Source organism: Enterobacter sp. MGH 4 (assembly GCF_000534735.1).
Classification (GTDB): Bacteria; Pseudomonadota; Gammaproteobacteria; order Enterobacterales; family Enterobacteriaceae; genus Enterobacter; species Enterobacter intestinihominis.
The window spans coordinates 168,716-192,694 of sequence record NZ_KI973289.1 but is presented as its reverse complement, the minus strand read 5'-3'; the positions used below and the strand labels follow the sequence as shown (position 1 = coordinate 192,694).

Genomic DNA, 23,979 nt, shown 5'->3' with positions numbered 1-23,979 from the left:
CGAGCTAAGGCACAGAGAAGAAAAAGAAAATGCCCAGGGTAAAAGCAAAACGGTAACCCGTGGGTTACCGTTTTTAGTGTTTGCGCCCTCTCCCGTGGGAGAGGGTTGGGGTGAGGGCACCAGACCGCAGGAATTAACGCAGGCCCAGCTGGAAGATCAGCGTTTCTGCCTCGCAGGCGAACACAAAGTCGATATCCAGCTGTACGCCGCCTTCCACTTCCGTGAAGGTAGATTTGATTTCACATGGATCGGATTCGACTTCACGCGCACGCTTGCTCAGCGCGGCCAGCGTCTCTTCCGCTTCAGCGCGGTTAGGGAATACGCGGCTGTAAGAGGCGGTGCAATCGGTGTTGTCCATAATGGTGCCAACATCCATACAGCAGCAAACCGGGGTTTCATCAGCACTGCATTTACTCATAGCTCAATTTCCTCTGTATTCGCGCAGCGCGCGAGATAAACACGATGCGACTATTTTACGCCCCCGGACGAGCCCCCTCCAGCCGTTAATGGCGCAAAACCGGATAAGTGAGCAATATCACACTAAAAAATGATCTAAAACAAAATTCACCTTTTCGGATGAATCGTACTGGTCACAATTTTGCCAACCAGATCTCGTTTCATGAAACATGTTTGAAAATATTAATAAACAAACTTGCAACATCCCAGCTGGTCAGACCTATACTCTCGCCACTGGTCTGATTTGTATGTCATACCTCAGACCCTACACTTCGCGCTCCTGTTACGGTATGTAACAATTATTGAATAAAAATAACTCAATGAGGTTATGGTCATGAGCCAGAAAACCCTGTTCAAACAAACTGCTTTAGCAGTTGCAGTGGCAATCGTCTCAACGTCCGCCTGGTCAGCGGGCTTCCAGTTAAACGAATTTTCTTCCTCTGGCCTTGGCCGTGCGTATTCCGGGGAAGGTGCGATTGCCGATGACGCAGGCAACGCAAGCCGTAACCCGGCGCTTATCATGATGTTTGATCGCCCTACCTTCTCTGCCGGTGCGGTTTACATCGATCCTGATGTCAACATTTCTGGCAAATCTCAGTATACCGGCGCAGATCTGAAGGCGGATAACATTGCACCAACGGCGTGGGTGCCTAACCTGCACTTTGTTGCGCCAATCAATGAACAGTTTGGTTGGGGTGCCTCTGTCACCTCTAACTATGGCCTGGCAACGGAGTTCAATAACAACTACCCGGCCGGGGAATACGGCGGTAAAACCGACCTGACGACCCTGAACCTTAACCTGAGCGGCGCATATCGTCTGAACGATAACTGGAGCTTTGGTCTGGGCTTTGATGCTGTCTACGCTGATGCAAAAATCGAGCGTTATTCCGGGGAGCAAACTGCTGCGCTGCCGAAAAACAGCAATAAAATTGCCAGCCTGAAAGGTGACGAGTGGGGTTACGGCTGGAACGCCGGTATCCTGTATGAATTGGATAAAAACAACCGCTGGGGTCTGACCTACCGCTCAGAAGTGAAGATTGACTTCGATGGCGATTACAAAAGCGGCATCCTGAGCCCAGTCAACGGTATGGTGCCGGGTGCAGGCACCACCATTCCATGGGGTACCTCGAATCAAACTGTACCGGGTTCACTGTCACTGCATCTGCCAGAAATGTGGGAAGTGTCAGGTTATAACCGCGTTGCGCCGCAGTGGGCTATTCACTACAGCCTCGCGTATACCAGCTGGAGCCAGTTCCAGGAGCTGAAAGCCACCGGCAGCAACGGCCAGACGCTGTTCTATAAAGACGAAAGCTTCCACGATGCTTACCGTATCGCACTTGGTACGACCTATTATATGGATGACAACTGGACGTTCCGTACCGGCGTGGCATTTGATGACAGCCCGGTACCGGCAGATAAGCGTTCTATCTCCATTCCGGATCAGGACCGTTTCTGGGTAAGTGCGGGGGCAACCTACGCGTTCAACGAGAATGCCTCTATCGACGCGGGCGTGTCGTACATGCATGGACAGAAAGTGACCTTCCAGGAAGGCCCTTACGAGTTTACCTCTGAAGGTAAAGCCTGGCTGTTTGGTACCAACTTCAACTACGCGTTCTAATCCCAACACGATTAAAAAAGGTGAGCATCGCTCACCTTTTTTATTTATTCCGAATCGATATCTTTTAATTCGTTCTCGATGGCTTTCGCGTTCGGATTATCTTCCGGCTTCAGCTTACCGCCGTTGGCAATAAAGTCATGGTTCTGGAAATAGGCCTCGCGGACCATGATGTACGGATCGGAAGACTGACGCAGCAGACCGTCAGAGTCCAGCAGTTGCGCACGCGTTTCAATCCCTTCCACGGTCCATTTACCAATCGACAGCGGCCAGGTGAGCCATGACAGCACCGGATACAGCGTATCCACCATATCGCCGCCATCATCACGCACGGTAAAGCTGCCGTAGAATGGCAGGTGCACATACGGCCCATAACCTACGCCATAATGCCCCAGTGTGCTGCCGAAACGATGCGGCTGTTCACGCTGTAATTTCGGGTTCGCCATGCCTGCGACATCTATTAAGCCGCCCATACCCAGCAGAGAGTTCAGGAAGAAACGGGTGAAATGCACCATCCCCTGATACGGGTCGCCCTGGAGGAAGTAGTTCACCATCACCGCTGGCTCTTCCAGGTTACTGGTAAAGTTGCTCAGCCCGTTACGCGCTGGCTGCGGAACGTAGTCACGCCATGCCACGGCAACCGGACGAACCAGATATGGATCCAGCACATTATAGTTAAAGTTGTACATTGAACGGTTAAATCCTTCGAGAGGATCGGAGCGTCCCGTTTGCTCGCCAGAGCTGGCGCAGCCCACAAGCATCGTTACGCCCAGCGCAAGCGCCGACAGCCGAAGCTTCATATATTTCTCCCTGTTCAATATGGCTATCGTTGAATGCCATCTGTGACGGAGCCTGTGAGGCTCCGCCTGAAACGTGCAAGTGATTGTAACAGCACGCTTACCGATGTCTACGAGGACAATGACGACCCGCTCGCGTCATCACGCTAATTTCAGCATAGCCTGTCTTTAAGAATTCGTTTCGCTGGCAATTTTATATTGGCTTTGAAAGAGATGTCTCACCTTTATTGCCATTTTCAGCAATTTAAGAGCTTCCCCACGGGCAAGGCGCCAAAAGCCGCTACGCTTAAATGAGCGATTACCCCGAAGGAGCAGTTATGAAAGATATTAACAAAGAAAAAATTGGCGAGAACAATGAGGAACATGAGATTGAAAGTGAGGAGAAAGACCGGGGAGAAGAGATAGAAGTCGATGAGGATCGCCTGCCGTCGCGTGCCATGGCCATTCATGAGCATATTCGCCAGGATGGCGAAAAGGAGATGGAGCGTGACGCAATGGCCCTGCTGTGGTCGGCCATCGCAGCCGGTCTGTCGATGGGTGCCTCTCTGCTCGCCAAAGGTATATTTCACGTTCAACTGGAAGGCGTGCCGGGCGGTTTTTTGCTGGAGAATTTAGGCTACACGTTCGGCTTTATTATCGTCATTATGGCGCGACAGCAGCTTTTCACGGAGAACACCGTCACTGCCGTACTGCCCGTCATGCAAAATCCGACCCTTGGTAATTTTGGTTTACTGATGCGCCTGTGGAGCGTCGTGCTGCTGGGGAACCTGATCGGTACGGGCGTTGCAGCCTGGGCCTTCGAGTATATGCCAATCTTTGATGAACCGACCCGCGACGCATTCGTGAAGATTGGCATGGACGTAATGAAAAATACGCCGGTTGAAATGTTCTCTAATGCCATTATCTCCGGCTGGATCATCGCCACTATGGTCTGGATGTTCCCGTCAGCGGGCAGCGCGAAAATCGTGGTGATTATTCTAATGACCTGGCTTATCGCACTCGCCGATACCACGCACATTGTTGTCGGGACCGTTGAAATCCTTTATCTGGTATTTAACGGCACACTCCACTGGAGCGACTTTTTCTGGCCGTTCGCCCTGCCTACTCTCGCAGGCAACATTTGTGGCGGAACCTTTATCTTTGCACTGCTGAGCCATGCGCAAATCCGTAACGACATGTCCAACAAGCGTAAAGCCGAACTTAAGGCTCAGGAAAAAAAGGATAAAACTGCCGAAAAATCGGCGTGAACGGTGACTCTTTGACCAGTCAGGCGGCAATGCGCTTAACGAGAAGTGTAAATAACGCTATACTCTTGCCGCTTCGTCCCCTTAGTTAAATGGATATAACGAGCCCCTCCTAAGGGCTAGTTGCAGGTTCGATTCCTGCAGGGGACACTTTTAATTTCCCCCTATAATGCCTGATTTATCAATCCGCTTTGCAATTGCCGCTTTTTTAAGCAAAAACGAGTAATAGCTCATAATGTATAACGGTGCTACATTAAGCCGCCCACCCAAGTCAGCAATGGCCAGGCAACGTCGTAAAGAACGGTAAAGCCTGCAACCATGACCTCGTCCTACGGTCTCAATGGCACGTGGTATCGCGAAGTCTGCGCTACCTTCACAGGCTTTACAAAGGTTCCACTATTTTGTCTCAATCCAAATTTCAGCGGGCGTTTCTGCACCCGCGCTACTGGTTTACATGGTTCGGCCTTGGCGTACTTTGGCTGCTGGTCCAGCTTCCTTATCCCGTGATTCGCTTCCTGGGTTCGAAGCTCGGCAGTGCATCGCGTCACTTTCTTAAGCGTCGCGAGTCCATTGCCCGAAAAAATCTTGGACTTTGCTTTCCGCATTACAACGCGCAGCAGCGTGAAACGCTGATCGCTGAAAACTTTAAATCTATCGGTATGGCGCTGCTTGAAACCGGTATGGCCTGGTTCTGGCCAGACGAGCGTGTCCGTAAATGGTTTGACGTTGAAGGTCTGGATAACCTCAAACATGCCCAGATGCAAAAACGCGGCGTGATGGTTGTGGGTGTGCATTTTATGTCGCTTGAGCTGGGCGGCCGCGTTATGGGTCTTTGTCAGCCGATGATGGCAACCTATCGCCCGCATAACAGCGCACTGATGGAATGGGTACAAACGCGGGGCCGCATGCGTTCAAATAAGGCGATGATCAGCCGTAACAATCTGCGCGGCATGGTTGGCGCCCTGAAAAAAGGTGAAGCCGTCTGGTTTGCCCCGGACCAGGACTACGGCCCTAAAGGCAGCAGCTTTGCCCCTTTCTTTGCGGTTAAAGATGTCGCTACGACGAACGGTACCTTTGTGATTTCACGTCTCTCTGGCGCCTCGATGTTAACGGTGACCATGGTCAGAAAAGCGGATAAGTCAGGCTATCGTCTGCATATCTCACCGGAGATGGCGAACTATCCTGAGGATGAGAGTGAAGCCGCGACCTTTATCAATAAGGTGATTGAGTTTGAGATTATGCGAGCACCTGAGCAGTATCTGTGGATGCACCGCCGCTTTAAAACCCGCCCTCTGGGCGAAGCCTCACTTTATATCTAACCCCTTTCGAAGGTTAGTTTCGCTAAGAAACTAACCTTTTCAAGCACCTGTAATCGCAGTGCGTAACGGCTTTTTTCGACCGTCGCTCAACAGGCATTTATTGCGTACCGAAATCAAACTGTCGCCGTTCCACGACACTCGTAAGTATCGGAAATTATTTAAAAAAATGCCTCTTGTCACTCCTGAAATTTAGGCGTACATTAGCGCCGTCTGGCGACAGGAAAGCACAGAATTCAGAGCTGAAGTTAGCGACGTAACGGGATAATTCCGATTTCCCCTTTCGCATGATTTCAACTCTCTATACTCAGTTGGACTCTGTTTTTTTAATGCGTACCGGAAGATACGCGGAGCGATGAAACGTGAAATATTTCTTTATGGGCATTTCGGTTATTGTTTTAGTTTGGGCCGGAACGTTTGCTCTGATGATCTAGTTAAGAAAATGCAGTCAAAAAAACAGGCGCCGTTGGCGCCTGTTTTTTTGGTGTCCGTTACGACTCGGGTTGTTCCACGACGCTCTTCACTGCGAGCAGGCCATCCGCGCGGAACATGCTTTTAATCCCCCGCACAGCCTGACGGATACGGTCGCTGTTTTCGATCAGCGCGAAACGCACATGCGTGTCACCGTAGTCACCAAAGCCAATGCCTGGAGAAACGCAAACCTTCGCGTCCTGAAGCAGTTTTTTGGCAAATTCCAGAGATCCCATCGCCGCATACGGCTCGGGGATTTTCGCCCAGACGTACATGGAAGCTTTAGGCATTTCAACCATCCAGCCCGCTTCGTGAAGCCCTTTTACCAGCACATCACGGCGGCGTTTGTACTGGGCGGCAATATCAAGCACGCACTGCTGATCCCCTTCCAGCGCCGCGATGGCCGCGACCTGCAATGGCGTAAACGTACCATAGTCATGGTAACTTTTAATACGCGCCAGGGCGCTCACCAGCGTTTTATTTCCCACCATAAATCCTATTCGCCAGCCCGCCATGTTGTAGCTTTTCGACAGGGTGAAAAACTCAACCGCCACATCACGGGCACCCGGTACCTGCATAATTGACGGCGCTTTCCAGCCATCATAAACGATATCAGCATAGGCGAGATCGTGTACCACCAGCACGTCGTAACGCTTAGCCAGCGCGACCACTTTCTCAAAGAATTCGAGTTCGACGCATTGTGCCGTTGGGTTGGACGGGAAACCGAGGATCATCATTTTCGGCTTCGGATAGCTTTCACGAATCGCCCGTTCCAGCTCGTTGAAGAAGTCGACGCCTTCCACCAGTGGGACAGAACGCACCTGCGCGCCAGCAATCACCGCCCCATAAATATGAATTGGGTAGCTCGGATTCGGCACCAGGACGGTATCGCCGTGATCGAGCGTCGCCAGCATCAGGTGGGCCAGCCCCTCTTTGGAGCCAATGGTCACAATCGCTTCGCTTTCAGGATCGATATCCACCTGATAACGATCCTGATACCAGCGGGAGATCGCCCGACGCAAGCGTGGAATGCCGCGAGAGGTTGAATACCCATGGGTATCGGGACGCTGGGCAACTGTGCAGAGTTTCTCAACGATATGCGGCGGCGTTGGGCCGTCAGGGTTACCCATACTGAAATCGATAATGTCTTCACCGCGCCGACGCGCAGCCATTTTCAGTTCAGCAGTGATATTGAAAACATAAGGGGGGAGACGATCGATACGCGTAAAACGGCGTTCAGGACTGAATTCAGCCATAGATTCCTCAGAGTCACGTTAGCGCCCGGACCGTCCGAGCGACGCTGCCACCCGTGTGGCATGCTTAGAAAATAACCTGAAGAAAAAGACGCTGTCGAGGGGATAACGGCAAAACAATATATTGCGCTAAAACGGGAATGCGATTGCAGTGAAAAGCGGAACTCTTATCGTGAACAGGCAGTTTTAAGCGCTGCGATTTAACACAATATTTTCAGTATCGTTACCTGACGCTTCTCCCCAAACGAAAAAGCAGCGACTTTCAGTCAAAAGCCAGCAATCCCTTTTGAGAATTATGGTTTTTCCCCATTTGATAAATCTGATGGATAGCTGGTCATCTGGCCCTATGTTTTCTATCATAGATTTTTCCCGTTTTCCCAGGCCTGACCGTGCACGAAATCTTCAATATGCTCCTGGCGGTGTTCGACCGCGCGGCATTAATGCTGATCTGTCTCTTTTTCCTTATCCGCATCCGCTTGTTTCGCGAACTGTTGCATAAATCTGCCCACTCGCCAAAAGAGCTGCTGGCCGTTACGTTTATCTTTTCGATGTTTGCCCTGTTCAGCACCTGGTCCGGCGTGCCGGTAGAAGGCTCGCTGGTGAACGTGCGCATCATCGCCGTCATGTCGGGCGGGATCCTCTTTGGTCCCTGGGTCGGGATTATCACAGGCATTATCGCCGGCACCCATCGATACCTGATTGATATTGGCGGCGTGACGGCAGTCCCCTGCTTTATCACCAGCATTATTGCCGGGGTACTCTCCGGCTGGATTAACCGCAAAATCCCGAAAAAACAGCACTGGCGTGCGGGGATTATCGCGGGGATGGTCTGCGAAACGCTGACCATGATCCTGGTCGTCGTCTGGGCACCGACCACTGCGCTGGGGCTGGATATCGTCTCGAAGATCGGTATTCCGATGATCCTCGGGAGCGTCTGTATAGGCTTTATCGTGCTGCTGGTGCAAAGCGTGGAAGGCGAAAAAGAGGCCAGCGCCGCGCGTCAGGCGAAGCTGGCACTGGATATTGCCAACAAAACGCTGCCGCTTTTCCGACACGTTAACACCGAATCTTTACGTCAGGTTTGCGATATCATCCGCCGGGATATTCACGCCGATGCGGTCGCCATCACCAATATTGACCACGTGCTGGCCTATGTTGGCGTCGGTGAGCACAATTATCGCGACAGCGACGATACCATCAGCCCGACCACCAGACAGGCGATCAACTACGGAAAAATCATCATTAAAAACAATGATGAAGCCCACCGGACGCCAGAGATCCACTCAATGCTGGTGATCCCGCTGTGGGAAAAAGGCGTGGTCACGGGGACGCTGAAAATTTACTACTGCCATGCGCACCAAATCACCTCCTCGCTCCAGGAGATGGCGATTGGCCTGTCGCAGATCATCTCCACCCAACTCGAAGTTTCGCGTGCGGAGCAGTTGCGCGAGATGGCAAATAAGGCAGAGCTGCGTGCCCTGCAAAGCAAGATCAATCCCCATTTCCTGTTTAACGCGCTGAATGCTATCTCCTCTTCCATTCGTCTTAATCCGGATACCGCGCGGCAGCTGATTTTTAATCTGTCGCGCTATCTGCGCTACAACATTGAGTTAAAAGACGACGAGCAGATCGACATCAAAAAAGAGCTGTATCAAATCAAGGATTACATCGCGATTGAGCAGGCACGCTTTGGCGATAAGCTGACGGTCATTTACGATATTGATGAAGAGGTCAACTGCGTGATCCCAAGCCTGCTGATCCAGCCGCTGGTGGAAAACGCCATTGTTCACGGCATTCAGCCGTGTAAAGGAAAAGGCGTGGTCACGATTAGCGTGACGGAAAGCGGTAACCGCGTGCGAATCGCCGTGCGCGATACCGGACACGGCATCGATCCGAAAGTGATCGAGCGCGTCGAATCAAACGAAATGCCGGGAAATAAAATCGGGCTGCTGAACGTGCACCACCGGGTCAAGCTGCTGTACGGTGACGGGCTGCACATTCACCGCCTTGAGCCGGGCACCGAGATTGCTTTTTATGTCCCGAACGAACGAACGCCCGTTAATGCCCCCATATCCTTGTTGCCGTAGGCCGGAGTAACAGATGAAAGTCATCATCGTAGAAGATGAAATTCTGGCTCAGCAGGAGTTGAGCTGGCTTATCAAAACCCACAGCCAGATGGAGATTGTTGGCTGTTTTGAGGATGGCCTGGACGTGCTGAAATTTTTGCAGCATAACCGGGTCGACGCGATTTTTCTCGATATTAATATTCCGTCTCTGGACGGCGTTCTGCTGGCGCAAAATATCAATCAGTTCGCCCACAAGCCGTTTATTGTGTTTGTCACCGCGTGGAAAGAGCATGCCGTGGAAGCCTTCGAGCTGGAGGCGTTTGACTATATTCTCAAGCCGTATCAGGAGTCGCGTATTATCAGCATGCTGCATAAGCTGGAAGCCGCATGGCAGCAGCAGTCGCTGCCCACCAGTGCCAGTCCGGTAGCGCGGGAAAACGACACCATTAATCTGGTCAAGGACGAACGGATCATCGTCACGCCTGTCGACGATATTTACTATGCTGAAGCGCACGAAAAAATGACGTTTGTCTATACGCGGCGTGAGGCCTACGTAATGGCGATGAACATCACCGAATTTTGCAACAAACTCCCGGCAGCGCACTTCTTCCGCTGCCACCGCTCGTTCTGCGTCAACCTGAACAAGATCCGCGAGATCGAACCCTGGTTTAATAACACCTATATTTTGCGTCTGAAGGATCTGGATTTTCAGGTGCCGGTAAGCCGCAGCAGAGTGAAAGCGTTCCGCCAGCTCATGCACCTGTAGCGCGTTCCCTCTCCCGCAGGAGAGGGAGACGGATGTCAGAGGATCTGGCCAAGTACCTGACGCAGATGCGCCCCGGAGCCAAGCAAGCCCGGATTGTCGTGGACAATCAGGTAAACCGGAATGTCCTGCACGTAACTTTTGAAGCGGCCTTTGTCTTCAAAGCCACCACGGAAACCGGAGGCGGTAAAGAAATCGAGGAAGCGCGGCACGATCCCGCCCGCAATATAGACCCCGCCAAAGGTGCCGAGATTCAGGGCCAGGTTGCCGCCGAAACGCCCCATAATGACGCAGAACAACGACAAAGCACGACGGCAGTCAATACAACTGTCGGCCAGCGCGCGTTCGGTCACATCTTTAGGCTGCAGATTTTCCGGCAGACGACCGTCTGATTTTACAATCGCCCGATACAGGTTCACCAGACCCGGACCAGAAAGCACGCGCTCGGCCGACACGTGACCAATCTCGGCGCGTAGCTCCTCAAGAATAATGCCCTCTTCTTCGCTGTTCGGCGCAAAATCCACGTGGCCGCCCTCACCCGGCAGGCTGACCCAGCGTTTGTCGACGTGAACCAGGTGCGCCACCCCCAGACCGGTTCCGGCGCCGTAAACAGCAATGGGTTTGCCTTCAACCGGGGCCGTACCGCCGAACTGAATCAGATGCTCAGGTTTAAGCATTGGGATAGCCATGGAAACCGCAGTGAAATCGTTGATAATTTCAAGGTGCGAGAAGCCGAGGTTTTTCCGCATTTCGGCAATTGAAAAGGCCCACGTGTGGTTGGTCATCGCCACCCAGTCGCCGGTGATCGGACAGGCGATGGCGATACAACCGTCTTCAACGCTCACTTTATGCTCTTCAAGATAGACGCGAACTACCGCTTCCAGGCTTGGGTAATCCAGCCCTGAATAGGTTTTCGCCTGAGAAATTTCACCGCTGTTTACATCGCACAGGGCAAGGCGCGCGTTGGTGCCGCCTACATCACCTACCAAAGCATACTTTGTCATTCTTCTACTGCTCCGCTAAAGTCAGAATAAATCTTTGGGACACTGTAAATTCAAGGCGTGATAACAACAACGACCAGAAGGTGACTGCCCATGGATTATCGATCTTCGTCACATAATAACTTTACCGTTTCAGCACCTTTTGCACTATTGCCACAATGCTGATTGTGCAAAGTAACGTTAAGCCGTTTTGTACAAGGAAATCATCATGCTCCATCCGCGAGCCAGAACCATGCTGTTATTGGCTGTCCCGGCGCTAATTATTGGCGTAGCGTCGAGCCTGGTGCTCATCGTCGTCATGAAAGTAGCGGCAGTGCTGCAAACGATTTTATGGACCGCGCTGCCGGTTAAACTTGGCATCAGCACTGACTCGCCAGGGTGGATCATGATGATGCTGACCCTGACCGGAATTGCCGTAGGTCTGGTGATCCGCTATAGCCCGGGCCATGCCGGGCCGGACCCGGCACTGGAACCCTTGATTGGTGCGCCAGTATCTCCCTCTGCTCTGCCGGGGCTTGTTATCGCGCTGATTATCGGTCTTGCGGGCGGCGTAAGCCTCGGGCCTGAACATCCCATTATGGCGGTTAATATCGCGCTGGCGGTCTTTCTGGGAGCGCGTCTTTTCCCGCGCGTTGGCGCGCTGGACTGGACGATTCTGGCTTCCGCCGGTACCATCGGGGCACTGTTTGGTACCCCAATAGCGGCTGCGCTCATCTTTTCGCAAACGCTCAGCAGCGACAATGATGTGCCGCTGTGGGATAAACTCTTTGCGCCATTGATGGCCGCCGCAGCAGGGGCCCTCACGACCAGCCTGTTTTTCCATCCTCATTTTTCACTCCCCATCCCCCACTATGGCCAGATGCAACTCACCGATATTGTCAGCGGTGCCGTCGTCGTCGCGATAGCCATTGCGCTGGGAATGATCGCAGTGTGGTGTCTTCCGCGCCTGCATCGTCTGATGCACAGGCTGAAGCATCCGGTGCTGATTCTGGGTATGGGCGGTTTTATTCTGGGCGTTTTAGGCGCTATCGGCGGGACGGTTACGCTGTTTAAGGGTCTGGACGAGATGCAGCAACTGGCCTTCAGCCAGGTCTTTAGCGTCTCCGATTATCTGCTGTTCGCGCTGGTAAAACTGGAGGCGCTGGTGATCGCTGCAGCCTGTGGTTTCCGGGGAGGACGGATCTTCCCGGCGGTATTTGTTGGCGTCGCGCTGGGGCTGATGCTGCATGAGCATGTCGACGCTGTCCCTGCGGCGATTACCGTCTCCTGCTCCATTCTGGGGCTGGTACTGGTGGTAACGCGCGATGCATGGCTGAGTCTGTTTATGGCGGCCGTTGTGGTGCCGGATACCACGCTTCTGCCGCTCCTTTGTATCGTGATGTTGCCCGCCTGGCTCCTGCTGGCGGGCAAACCGATGTTGATGGCATGGCGAAACGACAGGTAATCAGGCGTTATTGCGCGCCTCCAGCGCTTTGGTCAGCGCGCTCAGCAGCGGCGGAATATCGGCTTTCGGCAGCATCACCTCGATCAGCGATAGTCGCTCGTGGTGTGCTACTTTATCCAGCACCTCCGCCAGTGTTTCCGCTTCGCTGACGCGCCAGCATTCTGCCTCTGGCGCCAGGCTCAGCGCCTGCGGGATCTGCGTCCAGTTCCAGAGGGCAATATCGTTATAGCGCTGCTCCGGCCCGTGGATGGCTCTCTCAACCGTGTATCCCTCGTTGTTAAGCACCAGAATAATCGGGCGCTGCTTGTCGCGCAGCATCGATCCCAGCTCCTGAATGGTCAACTGCGCGGCACCGTCACCCGTCAGGACAATCACGCGTCGGTTCGGACACGCTGTTTGCGCGCCAAACGCCGCCGCGAGCGTGTAGCCGATCGATCCCCAAAGCGGCTGGACGATAAAGTTCACGTCTGCCGGTAAACGCAAATCGATAGCGCCGAAAGCAGACGTCCCCTGGTCAGCCAGAATAATGTCTCCGGGGCGAATAAACGTTTGCAGGGTACGCCAGAAGCTCTCCTGAGTCAGCGCCCCTTCGATAGTGGGGAAAGAAGAGCTGCTGTGATCCGATGGCGCTCGCGTATCACGTACATGCGTTTTGCACAGCGCTGTCAGCGTTTCAATGGCCTCCCTCATCGGGATACCCGTAAACCAGACGTCGCCGACGCGGGACGCGTGGGGCTGAACCTCTATCGTCTGATCTGGCGTCAGCTGGTGGGTAAACCCGGCAGTGAGCGTATCGGTAAAGCGCGTGCCAATGCACAGTACCGTATCAGCCCCCTCGATTGCCTCTTTGACCGCCGCGGCGCTCGCCGATCCGCTGTAGGTGCCATAAAAACCGCTCTGTCGTTCGTCAAAAATGCCCTTGCCCATCAGCATGGTGGCGTGTGCCATCGGCACCTCTTTCACCCACGTCTGAAGGGCCGCGCGCAAACCGTGGCGCAGCACCAGGAAGTCCGCTAACAGCGCGGTGCGTTTGCTCGTTGACAAACGCTTTTCGGCAGCCTCACGGAACGCTTGCATGCAGGCTGAATCGGCTGGTGCGGAGTTAAGAGTGAGAGCGCTTACAGGGGGCGTAGCGGCTTTTTTCGCCACATCGGCGGGCAGCATCAGGTAGCCCGGACGGCGCTCCCGCAGCATGGTGGTCAGGACTCTGTCAATTTCATAGCAGGCGTTTTGTTCGGTAAGCACCGCCTGTGCAACGGTGATGGGTTCGCTCATGTGGTAGAAATGGCGGAACTCGCCGTCGCCTAAGGTGTGGTGCAGTAACTCTCCTCGCTGCTGCGCCGCCATACCCGGAGCCCCCACAATATGGAGCACGGGGACATGTTCGGCAAAGCTGCCCGCTACACCGTTCATGGCGCTTAACTCCCCAACGCCGAAAGTCGTCAGGAGTGCGGCAAATCCCTTACAGCGGGCATAGCCGTCTGCGGCGTAAGACGCGTTCAGCTCGTTGGCACAGCCCACCCAGCAGATGTCCGGGCTGTCTATCACATGGTCGAGAAACTGCAGGTTATAGTCGCCCGGCACGCCAAACAGATGATCGGCACCGCAATCTGTTAGTCGGTCCAGCAGGTAATCGGCGACGCAATAGGGGGTACGCATATTATAGGTGTCCTTCTGACGTTGACCTCACTCTGAGTATTAAATAAGCGTGAAGGGTGTCCAGAATTGGCGACAATCAGGGGCTGGAAAGAATGCTTTACGAAAAAAGCTGAGCTATGCTCATTTTCTTCAGGTTAGTGTAAACGCATACACTGATTTTTCTTTCCAGCGCCAGAGGTCTCGCTCATGGGTTATCAACCTGACAAAAATCGTTACCAGACAATGCAATATCGCCGCTGTGGACAAAGCGGCCTCAAGCTTCCCGCCATCTCGCTGGGGCTTTGGCATAATTTTGGCGACGCGACGCTGCTCGAAAACAGCCGTCAACTTTTACAGCGCGCCTTCGATTTGGGTATTACACATTTTGACCTTGCTAATAATTACGGCCCACCTCCTGGTTCAGCCGAACGCAACTTCGGGCGCATCCTGCAGGAGGATTTCCTGCCCTGGCGCGATGAGCTAATCATCTCCACCAAAGCGGGCTACACCATGTGGGACGGGCCTTACGGCGACTGGGGCTCGCGTAAATATCTGATTTCCAGCCTGGACCAGAGCCTCAGGCGTATGGGGCTGGAGTACGTTGATATCTTCTATCACCACCGCCCCGATCCACAAACGCCGCTACGTGAAACGATGAAAGCGCTTGACCATGTGGTGCGCCAGGGCAAAGCGCTGTACATCGGCCTGTCCAACTACCCGGCAGAACTGGCGCGGCAGGCGATTGAAATACTGGAGGATCTGGGCACGCCCTGTCTAATCCACCAGCCGAAGTACTCCATGTTTGAACGTGCGCCTGAAGAGGGGTTGCTGGACGTGTTGCAGCAAAATGGGGTGGGATGTATCCCCTTCTCTCCCCTGGCGGGCGGACAGTTGACCGATCGCTATCTGAACGGCATCCCGGCAGATTCTCGCGCAGCAAGCGGCAGTAAGTTCCTTAATCCGGAACAGGTCACCGACAAAAAGCTGGAAAAGGTACGCAAGCTGAATGCGCTGGCGGAAAAACGGGGGCAAAAGCTTTCGCAAATGGCACTGGCCTGGCTCCTGCGCCACGATGCGGTGACATCAGTGCTCATCGGCGCAAGCAAAACCGGACAAATTGAAGATGCTGCAGGCATGCTTGAAAATCGTCATTTCTCCGCAGAAGAGCTGAAGACGATAGAAGCGATTCTGTCCAGTTCAGATTAAAAACACTTTTAGCAAAAAGTGCTCTCGTTCATGATTTAGGAGTTGAGGCGATGAAACGAATGTTTACCAACTCGTAAAATTGCGTTAACAGGTCGCACAGCGGCCCCGATCGTGAAGGAGAAGAGTATGTTCAGGTCACTGATTCTTGCAGCGGTACTACTGGCTTCGGCCCCGCTGGTCGCCAATGCGGGCGAAATCACCCTGTTGCCATCGATTAAATTACAAATTGGCGATCGTGATGACTACGGCAGATACTGGGACGGTGGCTACTGGCGCGACCGTGACTACTGGCACCGACATTATGAGTGGCGTAAAAACCGCTGGTGGAAACACGATAACGGCTATCACCGTGGCTGGGATAAGCGTAAGGCCTACGAACGCGGCTACCGCGAAGGCTGGAACGATCGTGACGACCGCCGTGGCGGCAGGGGTCACGGAAAAGGCAGAGGCCATGGTCACGGCCATCACCATTAACAGCTAAAAGGAGCCTCACGGCTCCTTTTTCTTTTACAGGCCTGCTGCTGTGCCTAACAGCAACCACATGTTTAACGCCACCACCACGACCACAATGGCCCACCCGGCGCGTTTCACCCACGTCGAATTCACCAGATCGCCCATCAGCGATTTGTTGCTGGTGAATATCAGTAGCGGCACCAGCGCCAGCGCAATACCGAAACTCAGCAGCACCTGACTCATCACCAGAATGCGGGTCGGATCCAGCCCCATCAGAATTACAATAAAGGAAGGCAGCATCGTTACCGAACGGCGAACCCACAGTGGAATATGGAAACGTACGAACCCCTGCATCACCACCTGCCCGGCCAGTGTCCCCACAACCGTAGAGGAAAGTCCCGCAGCAACCAGGCTTAAACCAAAAATAGTGGCAGCGGCATGGCTCAGCAACGGCTCCAGCGTCAGGTACGCCTGGTCGAGATCGGCAACCCCGGTATGCCCGTTAAAGTGAAACGCGGCGGCGGCAGTCGCCATCATCGCCAGATTCACAAATCCGGCAATGGTCATCGCAATTGCCACATCCCATTTCGAGGCGGAGTAGCGCTCTTTACTCGTCCCGCCGTGCAGATTTTGGGTTAAAGAAGAGTGCAGATAAATTACGTGCGGCATAATGGTCGCCCCCAGCACCCCGGCGGCCAGAAATACGGCTTCAGAGGTGGGTAACGACGGGATCACCATCCCTTTCGTCAACTGCACCAGATTCGGCTGGGAGAAAATCAGCTCAACAATATAGGCGGCAGCGACGAACAGCAGCAGGCCGCCGATGACTTTCTCCAGCGGTTTTTGTCCCCGCCTCTGGAGCATCAAAATAAGGAACGTGGCGATACCGGTCAGCACGGCGCCCTGTAGCAGGGAGACGCCCAGAATAAGCTTAAAGCCGATCGCCGCCCCGATAAACTCGGCGAGATCGGTGGCCATGGCGATAATTTCCGCCTGGACCCAGTAAAACCATACCGCCGGACGCGGATAATGATCGCGGATTTGCTCCGCCAGGTTTTTCCCGGTGGCAATACCCAGCTTCGCGGAAAGCATCTGAATCAGCATCGCCATCAGGTTGGCCCACACCACAACCCACAGCAGCTTATAGCCGAAACTGGCCCCGGCCTGAATATTGGTCGCAAAATTACCCGGATCGATGTAGCCAATCGCGGCAATGAATGCAGGTCCCATTAATGCGAACCGCAGCTTGCGTGCCGCCCTGCCGCTGCTACTCTCTACGCGACTATTCGTCATTTCTGCCTCTGGAAATATAGCCTGTGCTATGTTTTATGCTATCAAAATGAGAATGATTATCAAGTTCATTTGTAATGGTTAACATGATTACTCTGATAGCCAGGGACAATAGACAGGCAGGTGGAGCAAGGTCACAGAATGTGAAAATGCGCAGACATTTGTGAAGCGTAGCACACAAACTTAACTTTTCACTCATTTACCTAACATAACAAAAATGTATTGTTGATCACTATTTTTGAGACTCGTCACAGGATGTAACTATAGTGTGGGCTTGATCTCGTTTTCTTTGTGCTTGTTACATAGAATGTGCACGGAAATTAAACCTGCCTCATATTTGGAGCAAATATGGACCGCGTCCTTCATTTTGTCCTGGCACTCGTTGTCGTTACTGCACTCGCATTGCTGGTCAGCACTGACCGCAAAAATATTCGTATTCGCTATGTTGTCCAGCTGCTGGTCATTGAAGTTTTACTTGCGTGGTTCTTCCTGAACTCCAACGTAGGCCTCGGCTTCGTGAAAGGCTTCTCCGAAATGTTCGAAAAACTGCTCGGATTTGCCAACGACGGGACTAACTTTGTCTTTGGCAACATGAACGATCAGGGTTTGGCCTTCTTCTTCCTGAAAGTGCTCTGCCCTATCGTCTTCATCTCTGCCCTGATCGGGATCCTCCAGCACATTCGTGTTCTGCCGGTGGTTATCCGTGCAATCGGCTTCCTGTTATCGAAAGTTAATGGCATGGGCAAGCTGGAATCCTTTAACGCAGTCAGCTCGCTGATCCTGGGTCAGTCTGAGAACTTCATTGCGTATAAAGATATCCTCGGCAAGATGTCCCGTAACCGCATGTACACCATGGCGGCGACAGCAATGTCTACCGTTTCCATGTCTATCGTGGGCGCGTATATGACTATGCTGGAACCTAAATACGTGGTTGCAGCGCTGGTTCTGAATATGTTCAGCACCTTTATTGTTCTTTCGCTGATTAACCCGTACCGCGTGGATGCCAGCGAAGAGAACATTCAGATGTCAAACCTGCACGAGGGACAGAGCTTCTTCGAAATGCTGGGTGAATACATTCTGGCGGGTTTCAAGGTTGCGATTATCGTTGCCGCGATGCTGATTGGCTTTATCGCACTGATCGCTGCGCTGAACGCCCTGTTTGCGGCCGTACTTGGTATTTCGTTCCAGGGTATTCTGGGCTATATCTTCTACCCGGTCGCCTGGGTAATGGGTGTGCCCGCTCACGAAGCGTTGCAGGTGGGCAGTATCATGGCAACGAAACTGGTATCCAATGAATTCGTGGCGATGATGGATCTTCAGAAGATTGCCAGCACGCTCTCCCCGCGTGCGGAAGGGATCCTGTCCGTCTTCCTGGTCTCCTTCGCGAACTTCTCTTCCATCGGTATTATCGCTGGTGCGATTAAAGGCCTGAACGAAGAGCAAGGTAACGTCGTTTCTCGCTTTGGCCTGAAGCTGGTTTACGGTTCAACGCTGGTGAGCGTCCTGTCTGCCTCTATCGCAGCATTGGTGCTGTAATCCATACCGCTCAATGAAAACCGGGAGCCATCGCTCCCGGTTTTTTTATGTCTCCAGCGCCGTCAGGGGCAGTGGTTTACCAATCAAATAGCCCTGCAAATAATCAACGCCGTATCGCAGCAACATCTCGCGTTGTTCAGCCGATTCCACATATTCAGCCACCACACAAAGCGATTTCGTTTTTGCCATGTTGCAAATGGACTGCACGATCATCGCATCCATGCTGTCGGTGCAGATATCTTTCACGAAGCAGCCATCGATCTTAATGATATCGGCCTCCAGTCGCTTCAGGCGCTCAAAGTTGGCATAGCCGGTACCAAAGTCATCGATAGCAATGCGGAAGCCATAATCCCGCAGCTGCTGGATATTGTTGATGCTGCTTCCCGAATCAGAGAAAGCCTGTTCCTCGGTGATCTCAATGACGATATCTTGCGGTGCAACGGCGTAGCGTTCAAAAAGCGCGATGATCTCAGCTGCAATCTCGTTCTGCATCAGCGTCAGCGGCATCAGATTAACGGAGAACCGCGTTCCGGCCCGTCCGGATGGATGACTGCGCATCCACATCAGCAATTTTTCCACCACGTTCAGGTCGAATCGGTGGCTCAGGTTGAACTGAGCAATCAGCGGAATAAAGCGGTCATGGGTGATGATCTCACCATCACTTTCAAGACGCGAAAGGATTTCAAAGTACCCTTCTCCGCGCGCGTTGTGAATTGGCTGCGCGTAAAGATGGAGACCACCGATATCAAGGGCGCGTTTTATACGGGCCAGCATTAGCACCCTGTCAGTCGTATGACCAGAAACATCATCCAGACTGTTGGTTAACGCAAGGACGTTATGCCCGGAACAGGACTGCTCGGACAGCCAGCTCAACTGACCCAGCGTGTGATGCACGCTTTCTCCATTTGGCACTTCCCCCCAGGAGGCACCAAACTCAATGTCGAGCTCAGTCTTGTTCCAGATAATTTTACGGCTGTTCAGATGGTCAACCATAAATTGCAGACGTTCAGCCGTGCCCGGTCCCAGCAAGACCAACATCAGTTCACTGCCTGGTAACTGGAAGAGCTTCTCGTCTTTTTGCAATAACGGCTGCAGCGACGCGGTGATCATCTTTTTACAGTGCACGCGCATGAGGATGCCGTAGTGACGGCTCAGGAATTCCAGATTATCCAGACGCAAGCAGCAGACTTTGGCCTCAGGATGATGCTGTAGAAAAACTTCCAGCGCACGAATGTTAGGCAGACCGGTGAGCGGATCGGTAAGCGCCCTCTCCTGCCACCCCTGTTTCAGCCATTCACTTTTCTGATAGATCTGCGACATGTAAAGCAGGCAGATAGCGAAAGAGATGAGTACCGACAGAATAAAGGAGAGCGAGTGGCCCGATTCAACGCCATTGAGAAAATTATAATTATAGGTCAACAACATGAGCGCTGAGGCTGCCCAGAATAAAGAGATGAGCGCATAGCTCAAACGACCAATACCCAGGGTAAAAAGAATGAAAACGGTCGGCATCAAATAACCCGCAATAAACTGCGACTCAAAAGGCGCGCATAAAATAGCGATCATTGAGACCAACAGCATCAGCCACACAACGATAAATAACGCTTTTTTGTTGCAAAAGAGGGGCTTCACGCTTCGCCGCCAGAATGTTCGGGCATAGCGAGGATTAATAATCATTCTTAATGGATAATAGAACATCATGGTGAAAATCAGGGCGGCGCAAATCAGACTCTGAATATCGATAACGTTATAAATTGCAGAGCCTTCGCCGAAATAGGAGGAGATTGTTACCGGGAAATCAAATAAATACCCCGCCAGATACATCGATAATTTGATGCCCACAGGCACCATAAATCCGAGCCATAAAATACGTATACCAATGTACTTATTCGGCATGCTGTGGCGCCAGCGCTTGCCCAGCATCAAACGGATAACGCCACAGGCGGCGAAGACGGAAAACGTCTGACAACATAATAAAACGATAGATTGTAGCGGGGCTAAATCAAAGTAATAAGAATTAGTAACGCTAAAACTTAGCAACAAAGGAATGATTGCCCGTCGTCCAAATAACAACACGATGGCGAGCATGGCGCTTAAGGGCAGCCACGCTAAATAAACATCATTTTCGTTAACAATAGCGCGCGGAGAGATATAACGGGAAAAGGGGATCGCAATCAGGCTTAGCGCCAGGGCAATCATAAATATTTTTACATTATTGTAAATTTTTCTATTCATTAATCCGGGTAATCTATTTAACCATCGTCTTATTGACCGGATCGATAATAGGTTTATTAATTGGACGAATCAAGTTTAGGTCTATTTATGGACTTATTTATTGATTTGGATTGAGGTGAGGTATAGAAAATGACGTTAATTGCAACAAAAACAGTCTAAATATTTTACAAGATATAAAAAACCCCCGTCTGACGACGAGGGTTTAAATTTTGGTGGAGCTAAGCGGGATCGAACCGCTGACCTCTTGCATGCCATGCAAGCGCTCTCCCAGCTGAGCTATAGCCCCACATGTTACTTTACCTACCGTACTCTGTTGGGTTCAGAGTTTGGTGGAGCTAAGCGGGATCGAACCGCTGACCTCCTGCATGCCATGCAGGCGCTCTCCCAGCTGAGCTATAGCCCCATCGTAAAGCTGTCATGTTGACGGGCGGCATAATATGAATTCCGCCGCACAGTGTCAACGGCAAATTCAACCTCAGCCTTTCAACCGCCGAAAAATCATGCAAATGAATCACTTTGCGAGTCTGCTCGCAGCCAGGAGTTAAGCTTGTCACGTTTTCACGTAAAACGGTGCTATAAAATGAACCACTAATTAACCCCACAGATATTCAGGAAATTGTATGATCAAGGAACGAATGACGCCAGAAGAGTTAGCCCTGCTGACTGGCTATAGCCGACAGACCATCAATAAATGGGTACGCAAAGAGGGTTGGATTACATCGCCAAAACCAGGCGTTCAGGGCGGCAAGGCGCGTCTGGTACACGTCAATGAAAAAGTGCGCGACTTTATTCGCAGCGCACGCAGGGTAACAGAGTCGCCGGAAATGCCAGAAAAGGCGTACCACGAAGGCTCGCTTCACGCCCTGCTCCTGACGCTGGCGAATGAAATGACGCCGGATGAGCAAAAGCAGATGACATCTCTGTTACTGCGGGAAGGGATTACCGGATTGTTACAACGCTTAGGGATTCGCGACCAACGCTAATATGAAAAGATTACGCAGCAAAATGACCACGGAAGAGCTGGCGGACAGTCTGGGCGTCGCCCGACAAACCGTTAATCGCTGGATACGACAGAAAGGATGGAAAACGGAGGGTATCAACGGTGTAAAAGGCGGAAGAGCGAGGGTGATATGTATTGATGCGCACGTTAAGGAGCACATCATTAGCCTTCCCGCCATTCGTAACAGTCGGGCTGTTTACCATGTGGCAGAAAGCCCTTCACTCTATGGCGTGGCGACCTCATCCAGCCTGCTTCCACAAATTATCGACTCGCTGGAAAACATGACAACTGTCGAACAGGAACGTTTGCACAAGCTGCTCGCTCGCGAAGGTTTGCAGGGTTTTCTCACGCGTCTTGGTATTGCTGAATAACAGACATAAAAAACGGCAGGTTACCCTGCCGTTATTTGTATTTCACGAGCATTACTGCTGGCTTTCGCGCTCAGCAATAAAGCCCAGCGCCTTGTTGATACGCGCAACGCTACGTGATTTGCCAATGGCATGAACGGTCACGTCCAGCGCCGGAGACTGGCCTGCCCCCGTCACCGCAACGCGAAGCGGCATACCGACTTTACCCATGCCAATTTCCAACTCATCAGCGGTTGCCTGAATCGCGTGGTGAACATTTTCTGCAGTCCATTCGGTAATGGCTTCGAGTTTATCTCGCACCACTTCCAGCGGCTGACGCGCAACCGGACGCAGGTGTTTCTTGGCCGCATCGGCGTCGAACGCGTCAAACTCTTCATAAAAGTAGCGGCAGCTCTCGGCGATCTCTTTCAGCGTTTTGCAACGCTCGCCAAGCAGCTTCACCAGATCCGCCAGTTCAGGGCCCGTACGGGTATCGATGTTTGCCTGCTCAATGTGCCATTGCAGATAAGTCGCCACATACTCTGGCTGCATGGTATTGATGTAGTGATGGTTCAGCCACAGCAGTTTGTCAGTGTTGAACGCGCTGGCTGATTTGCTTACCGAGTTCAGAGAGAAAAGCTCGATCATCTCTTCGCGGCTGAAGATCTCCTGGTCACCATGAGCCCAGCCCAGACGCACCAGATAGTTCAGTAGCGCTTCCGGCAGATAGCCGTCATCACGGTACTGCATCACGCTCACCGCGCCATGACGTTTGGACAGCTTTTTACCGTCGTCACCGTTGATCATCGATACGTGCGCATACACCGGTACAGGCGCGTTCAGCGCTTTCAGAATGTTGATCTGACGCGGGGTGTTATTGATATGGTCTTCACCACGGATCACGTGAGTGATTTCCATATCCCAGTCGTCCACAACCACGCAGAAGTTATAGGTTGGCGAGCCGTCAGTACGACGAATGATGAGGTCATCCAGCTCCTGGTTGCTGAATTCGATCGGGCCACGGATCTGGTCATCAAAGATAACAGAGCCATCCTGCGGGTTAGCAAAACGCACTACGCAAGGCTCATCAGCAGCATGCTCGCTGTGGTCATGACGGCAACGACCGTCATAACGCGGTTTTTCGCCTTTTGCCATTTGCTCTTCGCGCAGCGCATCCAGACGCTCCCTTGAGCAGTAACACTTATAGGCCGTGCCTGCGACCAGCATCTCGTCAATTACGGCGTTATAGCGGTCAAAACGTTTGGTCTGGAAGTATGGGCCTTCGTCCCACTCCAGATTCAGCCAGTTCATCCCATCCATAATGGCTTCAATTGCTTCCGGCGTTGAGCGCTCCAGGTCGGTGTCTTCAATACGCAGCACAAACTCACCTTTGTTGTGGCGTGCGAAAAGCCAGGAGTAGAGAGCAGTACGTGCACCACCGACATGCAGATAGCCTGTCGGGCTCGGCGCGAAGCGAGTTTTGATTTTCATGAAATGGCCTTACGTTATAAAGATGCCGGTAATCGGCAAATCCTGGGAAGAAAACAATGGGCAATATTCTATCACTGTGGGCCGATTCCTCAATGTCGATCATTTTATCCGGTTCGAGATTGCTGTTTTTGTTTAGAAATCATGCACCACAGTCCGTTTTGCGATCGTTTTGACTAATTTTACGACGAACGAATAAAAACTTTAGAAAATGCGTTGACTCATTTTCAACTCTCCCTATAATGCGACTCCACACAGCGGGGGTGATTAGCTCAGTTGGTAGAGCATCTCCTTTACACGGAGGGGGTCGGCGGTTCGAGCCCGTCATCACCCACCATCTACTTCGGTAGACTCGCAGTG

The 23,979-nt window shown here is 52.4% G+C and carries 20 protein-coding genes and 4 tRNA genes; 14 read left to right on the top strand and 10 right to left on the bottom strand.

Annotated elements, in window-relative coordinates; genetic code table 11:
- Positions 1-133: 133 nt before the first annotated feature.
- A complete protein-coding gene (locus L350_RS21190; protein WP_022648869.1) occupies positions 134-418 on the bottom strand; it encodes a YfcZ/YiiS family protein in 285 nt (94 codons plus the stop codon).
- A gap of 372 nt (positions 419-790) precedes the next feature.
- On the opposite strand from L350_RS21190, the gene fadL reads away from it, so the two are divergent.
- Positions 791-2,074 (top strand): long-chain fatty acid transporter FadL, encoded by a 1,284-nt coding sequence (fadL, locus tag L350_RS21195; protein WP_022648870.1) that lies wholly within the window; start codon positions 791-793, stop codon positions 2,072-2,074.
- A gap of 44 nt (positions 2,075-2,118) precedes the next feature.
- Here fadL and mlaA read toward each other — a convergent pair whose 3' ends face one another.
- Positions 2,119-2,871, bottom strand: coding sequence for a phospholipid-binding lipoprotein MlaA (gene mlaA, locus L350_RS21200; RefSeq protein WP_022648871.1), 753 nt, complete (start codon positions 2,869-2,871; stop codon positions 2,119-2,121).
- A gap of 314 nt (positions 2,872-3,185) precedes the next feature.
- On the opposite strand from mlaA, the gene L350_RS21205 reads away from it, so the two are divergent.
- The 4 genes from L350_RS21205 to ypdK all read left to right on the top strand — a co-directional run bounded on the left by L350_RS21205 (position 3,186) and on the right by ypdK (position 5,862).
- On the top strand, positions 3,186-4,115 hold the full coding sequence (locus L350_RS21205) for a formate/nitrite transporter family protein (protein ID WP_032623835.1): 930 nt from the start codon (positions 3,186-3,188) through the stop codon (positions 4,113-4,115).
- Between the two features lie 75 nt (positions 4,116-4,190).
- Positions 4,191-4,262, top strand: a tRNA-Arg gene (locus L350_RS21210).
- A gap of 248 nt (positions 4,263-4,510) precedes the next feature.
- Positions 4,511-5,431, top strand: a complete 921-nt coding sequence (gene lpxP / locus L350_RS21215) for a kdo(2)-lipid IV(A) palmitoleoyltransferase (RefSeq protein ID WP_186004937.1) — start codon at positions 4,511-4,513, stop codon at positions 5,429-5,431.
- Between the two features lie 359 nt (positions 5,432-5,790).
- Entirely contained in the window at positions 5,791-5,862 is a 72-nt protein-coding gene (ypdK, locus tag L350_RS24110) for a membrane protein YpdK (RefSeq protein ID WP_099458937.1), read from the top strand.
- 57 nt (positions 5,863-5,919) lie between these two features.
- On the opposite strand, the gene alaC is transcribed toward ypdK, so the two are convergent.
- The gene (gene alaC / locus L350_RS21220; RefSeq protein WP_023300650.1) at positions 5,920-7,155 is read right to left on the bottom strand and encodes an alanine transaminase; all 1,236 of its coding nucleotides are present in this window, start codon (positions 7,153-7,155) and stop codon (positions 5,920-5,922) included.
- A gap of 386 nt (positions 7,156-7,541) precedes the next feature.
- Between alaC and L350_RS21225 the strand changes: the two genes are divergently transcribed.
- Complete coding sequence (locus L350_RS21225; RefSeq protein WP_022648926.1) at positions 7,542-9,239, top strand: sensor histidine kinase; 1,698 nt, start codon at positions 7,542-7,544, stop codon at positions 9,237-9,239.
- Positions 9,240-9,252: 13 nt separating this feature from the next.
- Entirely contained in the window at positions 9,253-9,984 is a 732-nt protein-coding gene (locus L350_RS21230; protein ID WP_032623833.1) for a LytR/AlgR family response regulator transcription factor, read from the top strand.
- A gap of 35 nt (positions 9,985-10,019) precedes the next feature.
- On the opposite strand, the gene glk is transcribed toward L350_RS21230, so the two are convergent.
- The gene (gene glk / locus L350_RS21235) at positions 10,020-10,985 is read right to left on the bottom strand and encodes a glucokinase (protein WP_022648928.1); all 966 of its coding nucleotides are present in this window, start codon (positions 10,983-10,985) and stop codon (positions 10,020-10,022) included.
- Positions 10,986-11,190: 205 nt separating this feature from the next.
- Here glk and L350_RS21240 point away from each other — a divergent pair, with 205 nt between their 5' ends.
- On the top strand, positions 11,191-12,426 hold the full coding sequence (locus L350_RS21240; protein WP_032623831.1) for an ion channel protein: 1,236 nt from the start codon (positions 11,191-11,193) through the stop codon (positions 12,424-12,426).
- Here the strand turns inward: L350_RS21240 and ipdC are convergent, their stop codons facing one another.
- The gene (gene ipdC, locus L350_RS21245) at positions 12,427-14,085 is read right to left on the bottom strand and encodes an indolepyruvate decarboxylase (protein WP_022648930.1); all 1,659 of its coding nucleotides are present in this window, start codon (positions 14,083-14,085) and stop codon (positions 12,427-12,429) included.
- Positions 14,086-14,271: 186 nt separating this feature from the next.
- Here ipdC and mgrA point away from each other — a divergent pair, with 186 nt between their 5' ends.
- Both mgrA and ypeC read left to right on the top strand, forming a co-directional pair.
- The gene (mgrA, locus tag L350_RS21250; RefSeq protein ID WP_022648931.1) at positions 14,272-15,270 is read left to right on the top strand and encodes an L-glyceraldehyde 3-phosphate reductase; all 999 of its coding nucleotides are present in this window, start codon (positions 14,272-14,274) and stop codon (positions 15,268-15,270) included.
- Positions 15,271-15,396: 126 nt separating this feature from the next.
- Entirely contained in the window at positions 15,397-15,744 is a 348-nt protein-coding gene (ypeC, locus tag L350_RS21255) for a DUF2502 domain-containing protein YpeC (protein ID WP_022648932.1), read from the top strand.
- Positions 15,745-15,777: 33 nt separating this feature from the next.
- Here the strand turns inward: ypeC and L350_RS21260 are convergent, their stop codons facing one another.
- Complete coding sequence (locus tag L350_RS21260; RefSeq protein WP_032623830.1) at positions 15,778-17,016, bottom strand: Nramp family divalent metal transporter; 1,239 nt, start codon at positions 17,014-17,016, stop codon at positions 15,778-15,780.
- A gap of 345 nt (positions 17,017-17,361) precedes the next feature.
- Between L350_RS21260 and nupC the strand changes: the two genes are divergently transcribed.
- On the top strand, positions 17,362-18,549 hold the full coding sequence (gene nupC, locus L350_RS21265; RefSeq protein WP_022648934.1) for a nucleoside permease NupC: 1,188 nt from the start codon (positions 17,362-17,364) through the stop codon (positions 18,547-18,549).
- A 45-nt stretch (positions 18,550-18,594) separates the two neighbouring features.
- Here the strand turns inward: nupC and L350_RS21270 are convergent, their stop codons facing one another.
- The 3 genes from L350_RS21270 to L350_RS21280 all read right to left on the bottom strand — a co-directional run bounded on the left by L350_RS21270 (position 18,595) and on the right by L350_RS21280 (position 21,187).
- Positions 18,595-20,784 carry an EAL domain-containing protein gene (locus L350_RS21270; protein WP_032623828.1) on the bottom strand — a complete coding sequence of 730 codons (2,190 nt, stop codon included), beginning with the start codon at positions 20,782-20,784 and terminating at the stop codon, positions 18,595-18,597.
- A gap of 210 nt (positions 20,785-20,994) precedes the next feature.
- Positions 20,995-21,070: transfer RNA gene (locus L350_RS21275), tRNA-Ala, on the bottom strand.
- Between the two features lie 41 nt (positions 21,071-21,111).
- Positions 21,112-21,187, bottom strand: a tRNA-Ala gene (locus L350_RS21280).
- Positions 21,188-21,404: 217 nt separating this feature from the next.
- Here L350_RS21280 and L350_RS21285 point away from each other — a divergent pair.
- Together L350_RS21285 and L350_RS21290 are read left to right on the top strand one after the other, a co-directional pair.
- A complete protein-coding gene (locus L350_RS21285; RefSeq protein WP_022648936.1) occupies positions 21,405-21,767 on the top strand; it encodes a YfeC-like transcriptional regulator in 363 nt (120 codons plus the stop codon).
- A gap of 1 nt (position 21,768) precedes the next feature.
- The gene (locus tag L350_RS21290; protein ID WP_032622330.1) at positions 21,769-22,155 is read left to right on the top strand and encodes a YfeC-like transcriptional regulator; all 387 of its coding nucleotides are present in this window, start codon (positions 21,769-21,771) and stop codon (positions 22,153-22,155) included.
- A gap of 51 nt (positions 22,156-22,206) precedes the next feature.
- Here the strand turns inward: L350_RS21290 and gltX are convergent, their stop codons facing one another.
- On the bottom strand, positions 22,207-23,622 hold the full coding sequence (gltX, locus tag L350_RS21295) for a glutamate--tRNA ligase (RefSeq protein ID WP_022648938.1): 1,416 nt from the start codon (positions 23,620-23,622) through the stop codon (positions 22,207-22,209).
- 258 nt (positions 23,623-23,880) lie between these two features.
- Here gltX and L350_RS21300 point away from each other — a divergent pair.
- Positions 23,881-23,956: transfer RNA gene (locus L350_RS21300), tRNA-Val, on the top strand.
- The last annotated feature ends 23 nt before the right edge of the window (positions 23,957-23,979 follow it).

Coding starts and splice junctions, on each gene's coding strand:
- L350_RS21260 (WP_032623830.1), bottom strand. CDS start 17,016: ATGACGAATAGTCGCGTAGAGAGTAGCAGCGGCAGGGCGGCACGCAAG.
- glk (WP_022648928.1), bottom strand. CDS start 10,985: ATGACAAAGTATGCTTTGGTAGGTGATGTAGGCGGCACCAACGCGCGC.
- alaC (WP_023300650.1), bottom strand. CDS start 7,155: ATGGCTGAATTCAGTCCTGAACGCCGTTTTACGCGTATCGATCGTCTC.
- gltX (WP_022648938.1), bottom strand. CDS start 23,622: ATGAAAATCAAAACTCGCTTCGCGCCGAGCCCGACAGGCTATCTGCAT.
- L350_RS21290 (WP_032622330.1), top strand. CDS start 21,769: ATGAAAAGATTACGCAGCAAAATGACCACGGAAGAGCTGGCGGACAGT.
- L350_RS21230 (WP_032623833.1), top strand. CDS start 9,253: ATGAAAGTCATCATCGTAGAAGATGAAATTCTGGCTCAGCAGGAGTTG.
- L350_RS21240 (WP_032623831.1), top strand. CDS start 11,191: ATGCTCCATCCGCGAGCCAGAACCATGCTGTTATTGGCTGTCCCGGCG.
- L350_RS21190 (WP_022648869.1), bottom strand. CDS start 418: ATGAGTAAATGCAGTGCTGATGAAACCCCGGTTTGCTGCTGTATGGAT.
- ipdC (WP_022648930.1), bottom strand. CDS start 14,085: ATGCGTACCCCCTATTGCGTCGCCGATTACCTGCTGGACCGACTAACA.
- L350_RS21270 (WP_032623828.1), bottom strand. CDS start 20,784: ATGAATAGAAAAATTTACAATAATGTAAAAATATTTATGATTGCCCTG.
- mlaA (WP_022648871.1), bottom strand. CDS start 2,871: ATGAAGCTTCGGCTGTCGGCGCTTGCGCTGGGCGTAACGATGCTTGTG.
- L350_RS21285 (WP_022648936.1), top strand. CDS start 21,405: ATGATCAAGGAACGAATGACGCCAGAAGAGTTAGCCCTGCTGACTGGC.
- nupC (WP_022648934.1), top strand. CDS start 17,362: ATGGACCGCGTCCTTCATTTTGTCCTGGCACTCGTTGTCGTTACTGCA.
- fadL (WP_022648870.1), top strand. CDS start 791: ATGAGCCAGAAAACCCTGTTCAAACAAACTGCTTTAGCAGTTGCAGTG.
- mgrA (WP_022648931.1), top strand. CDS start 14,272: ATGGGTTATCAACCTGACAAAAATCGTTACCAGACAATGCAATATCGC.
- L350_RS21205 (WP_032623835.1), top strand. CDS start 3,186: ATGAAAGATATTAACAAAGAAAAAATTGGCGAGAACAATGAGGAACAT.
- ypeC (WP_022648932.1), top strand. CDS start 15,397: ATGTTCAGGTCACTGATTCTTGCAGCGGTACTACTGGCTTCGGCCCCG.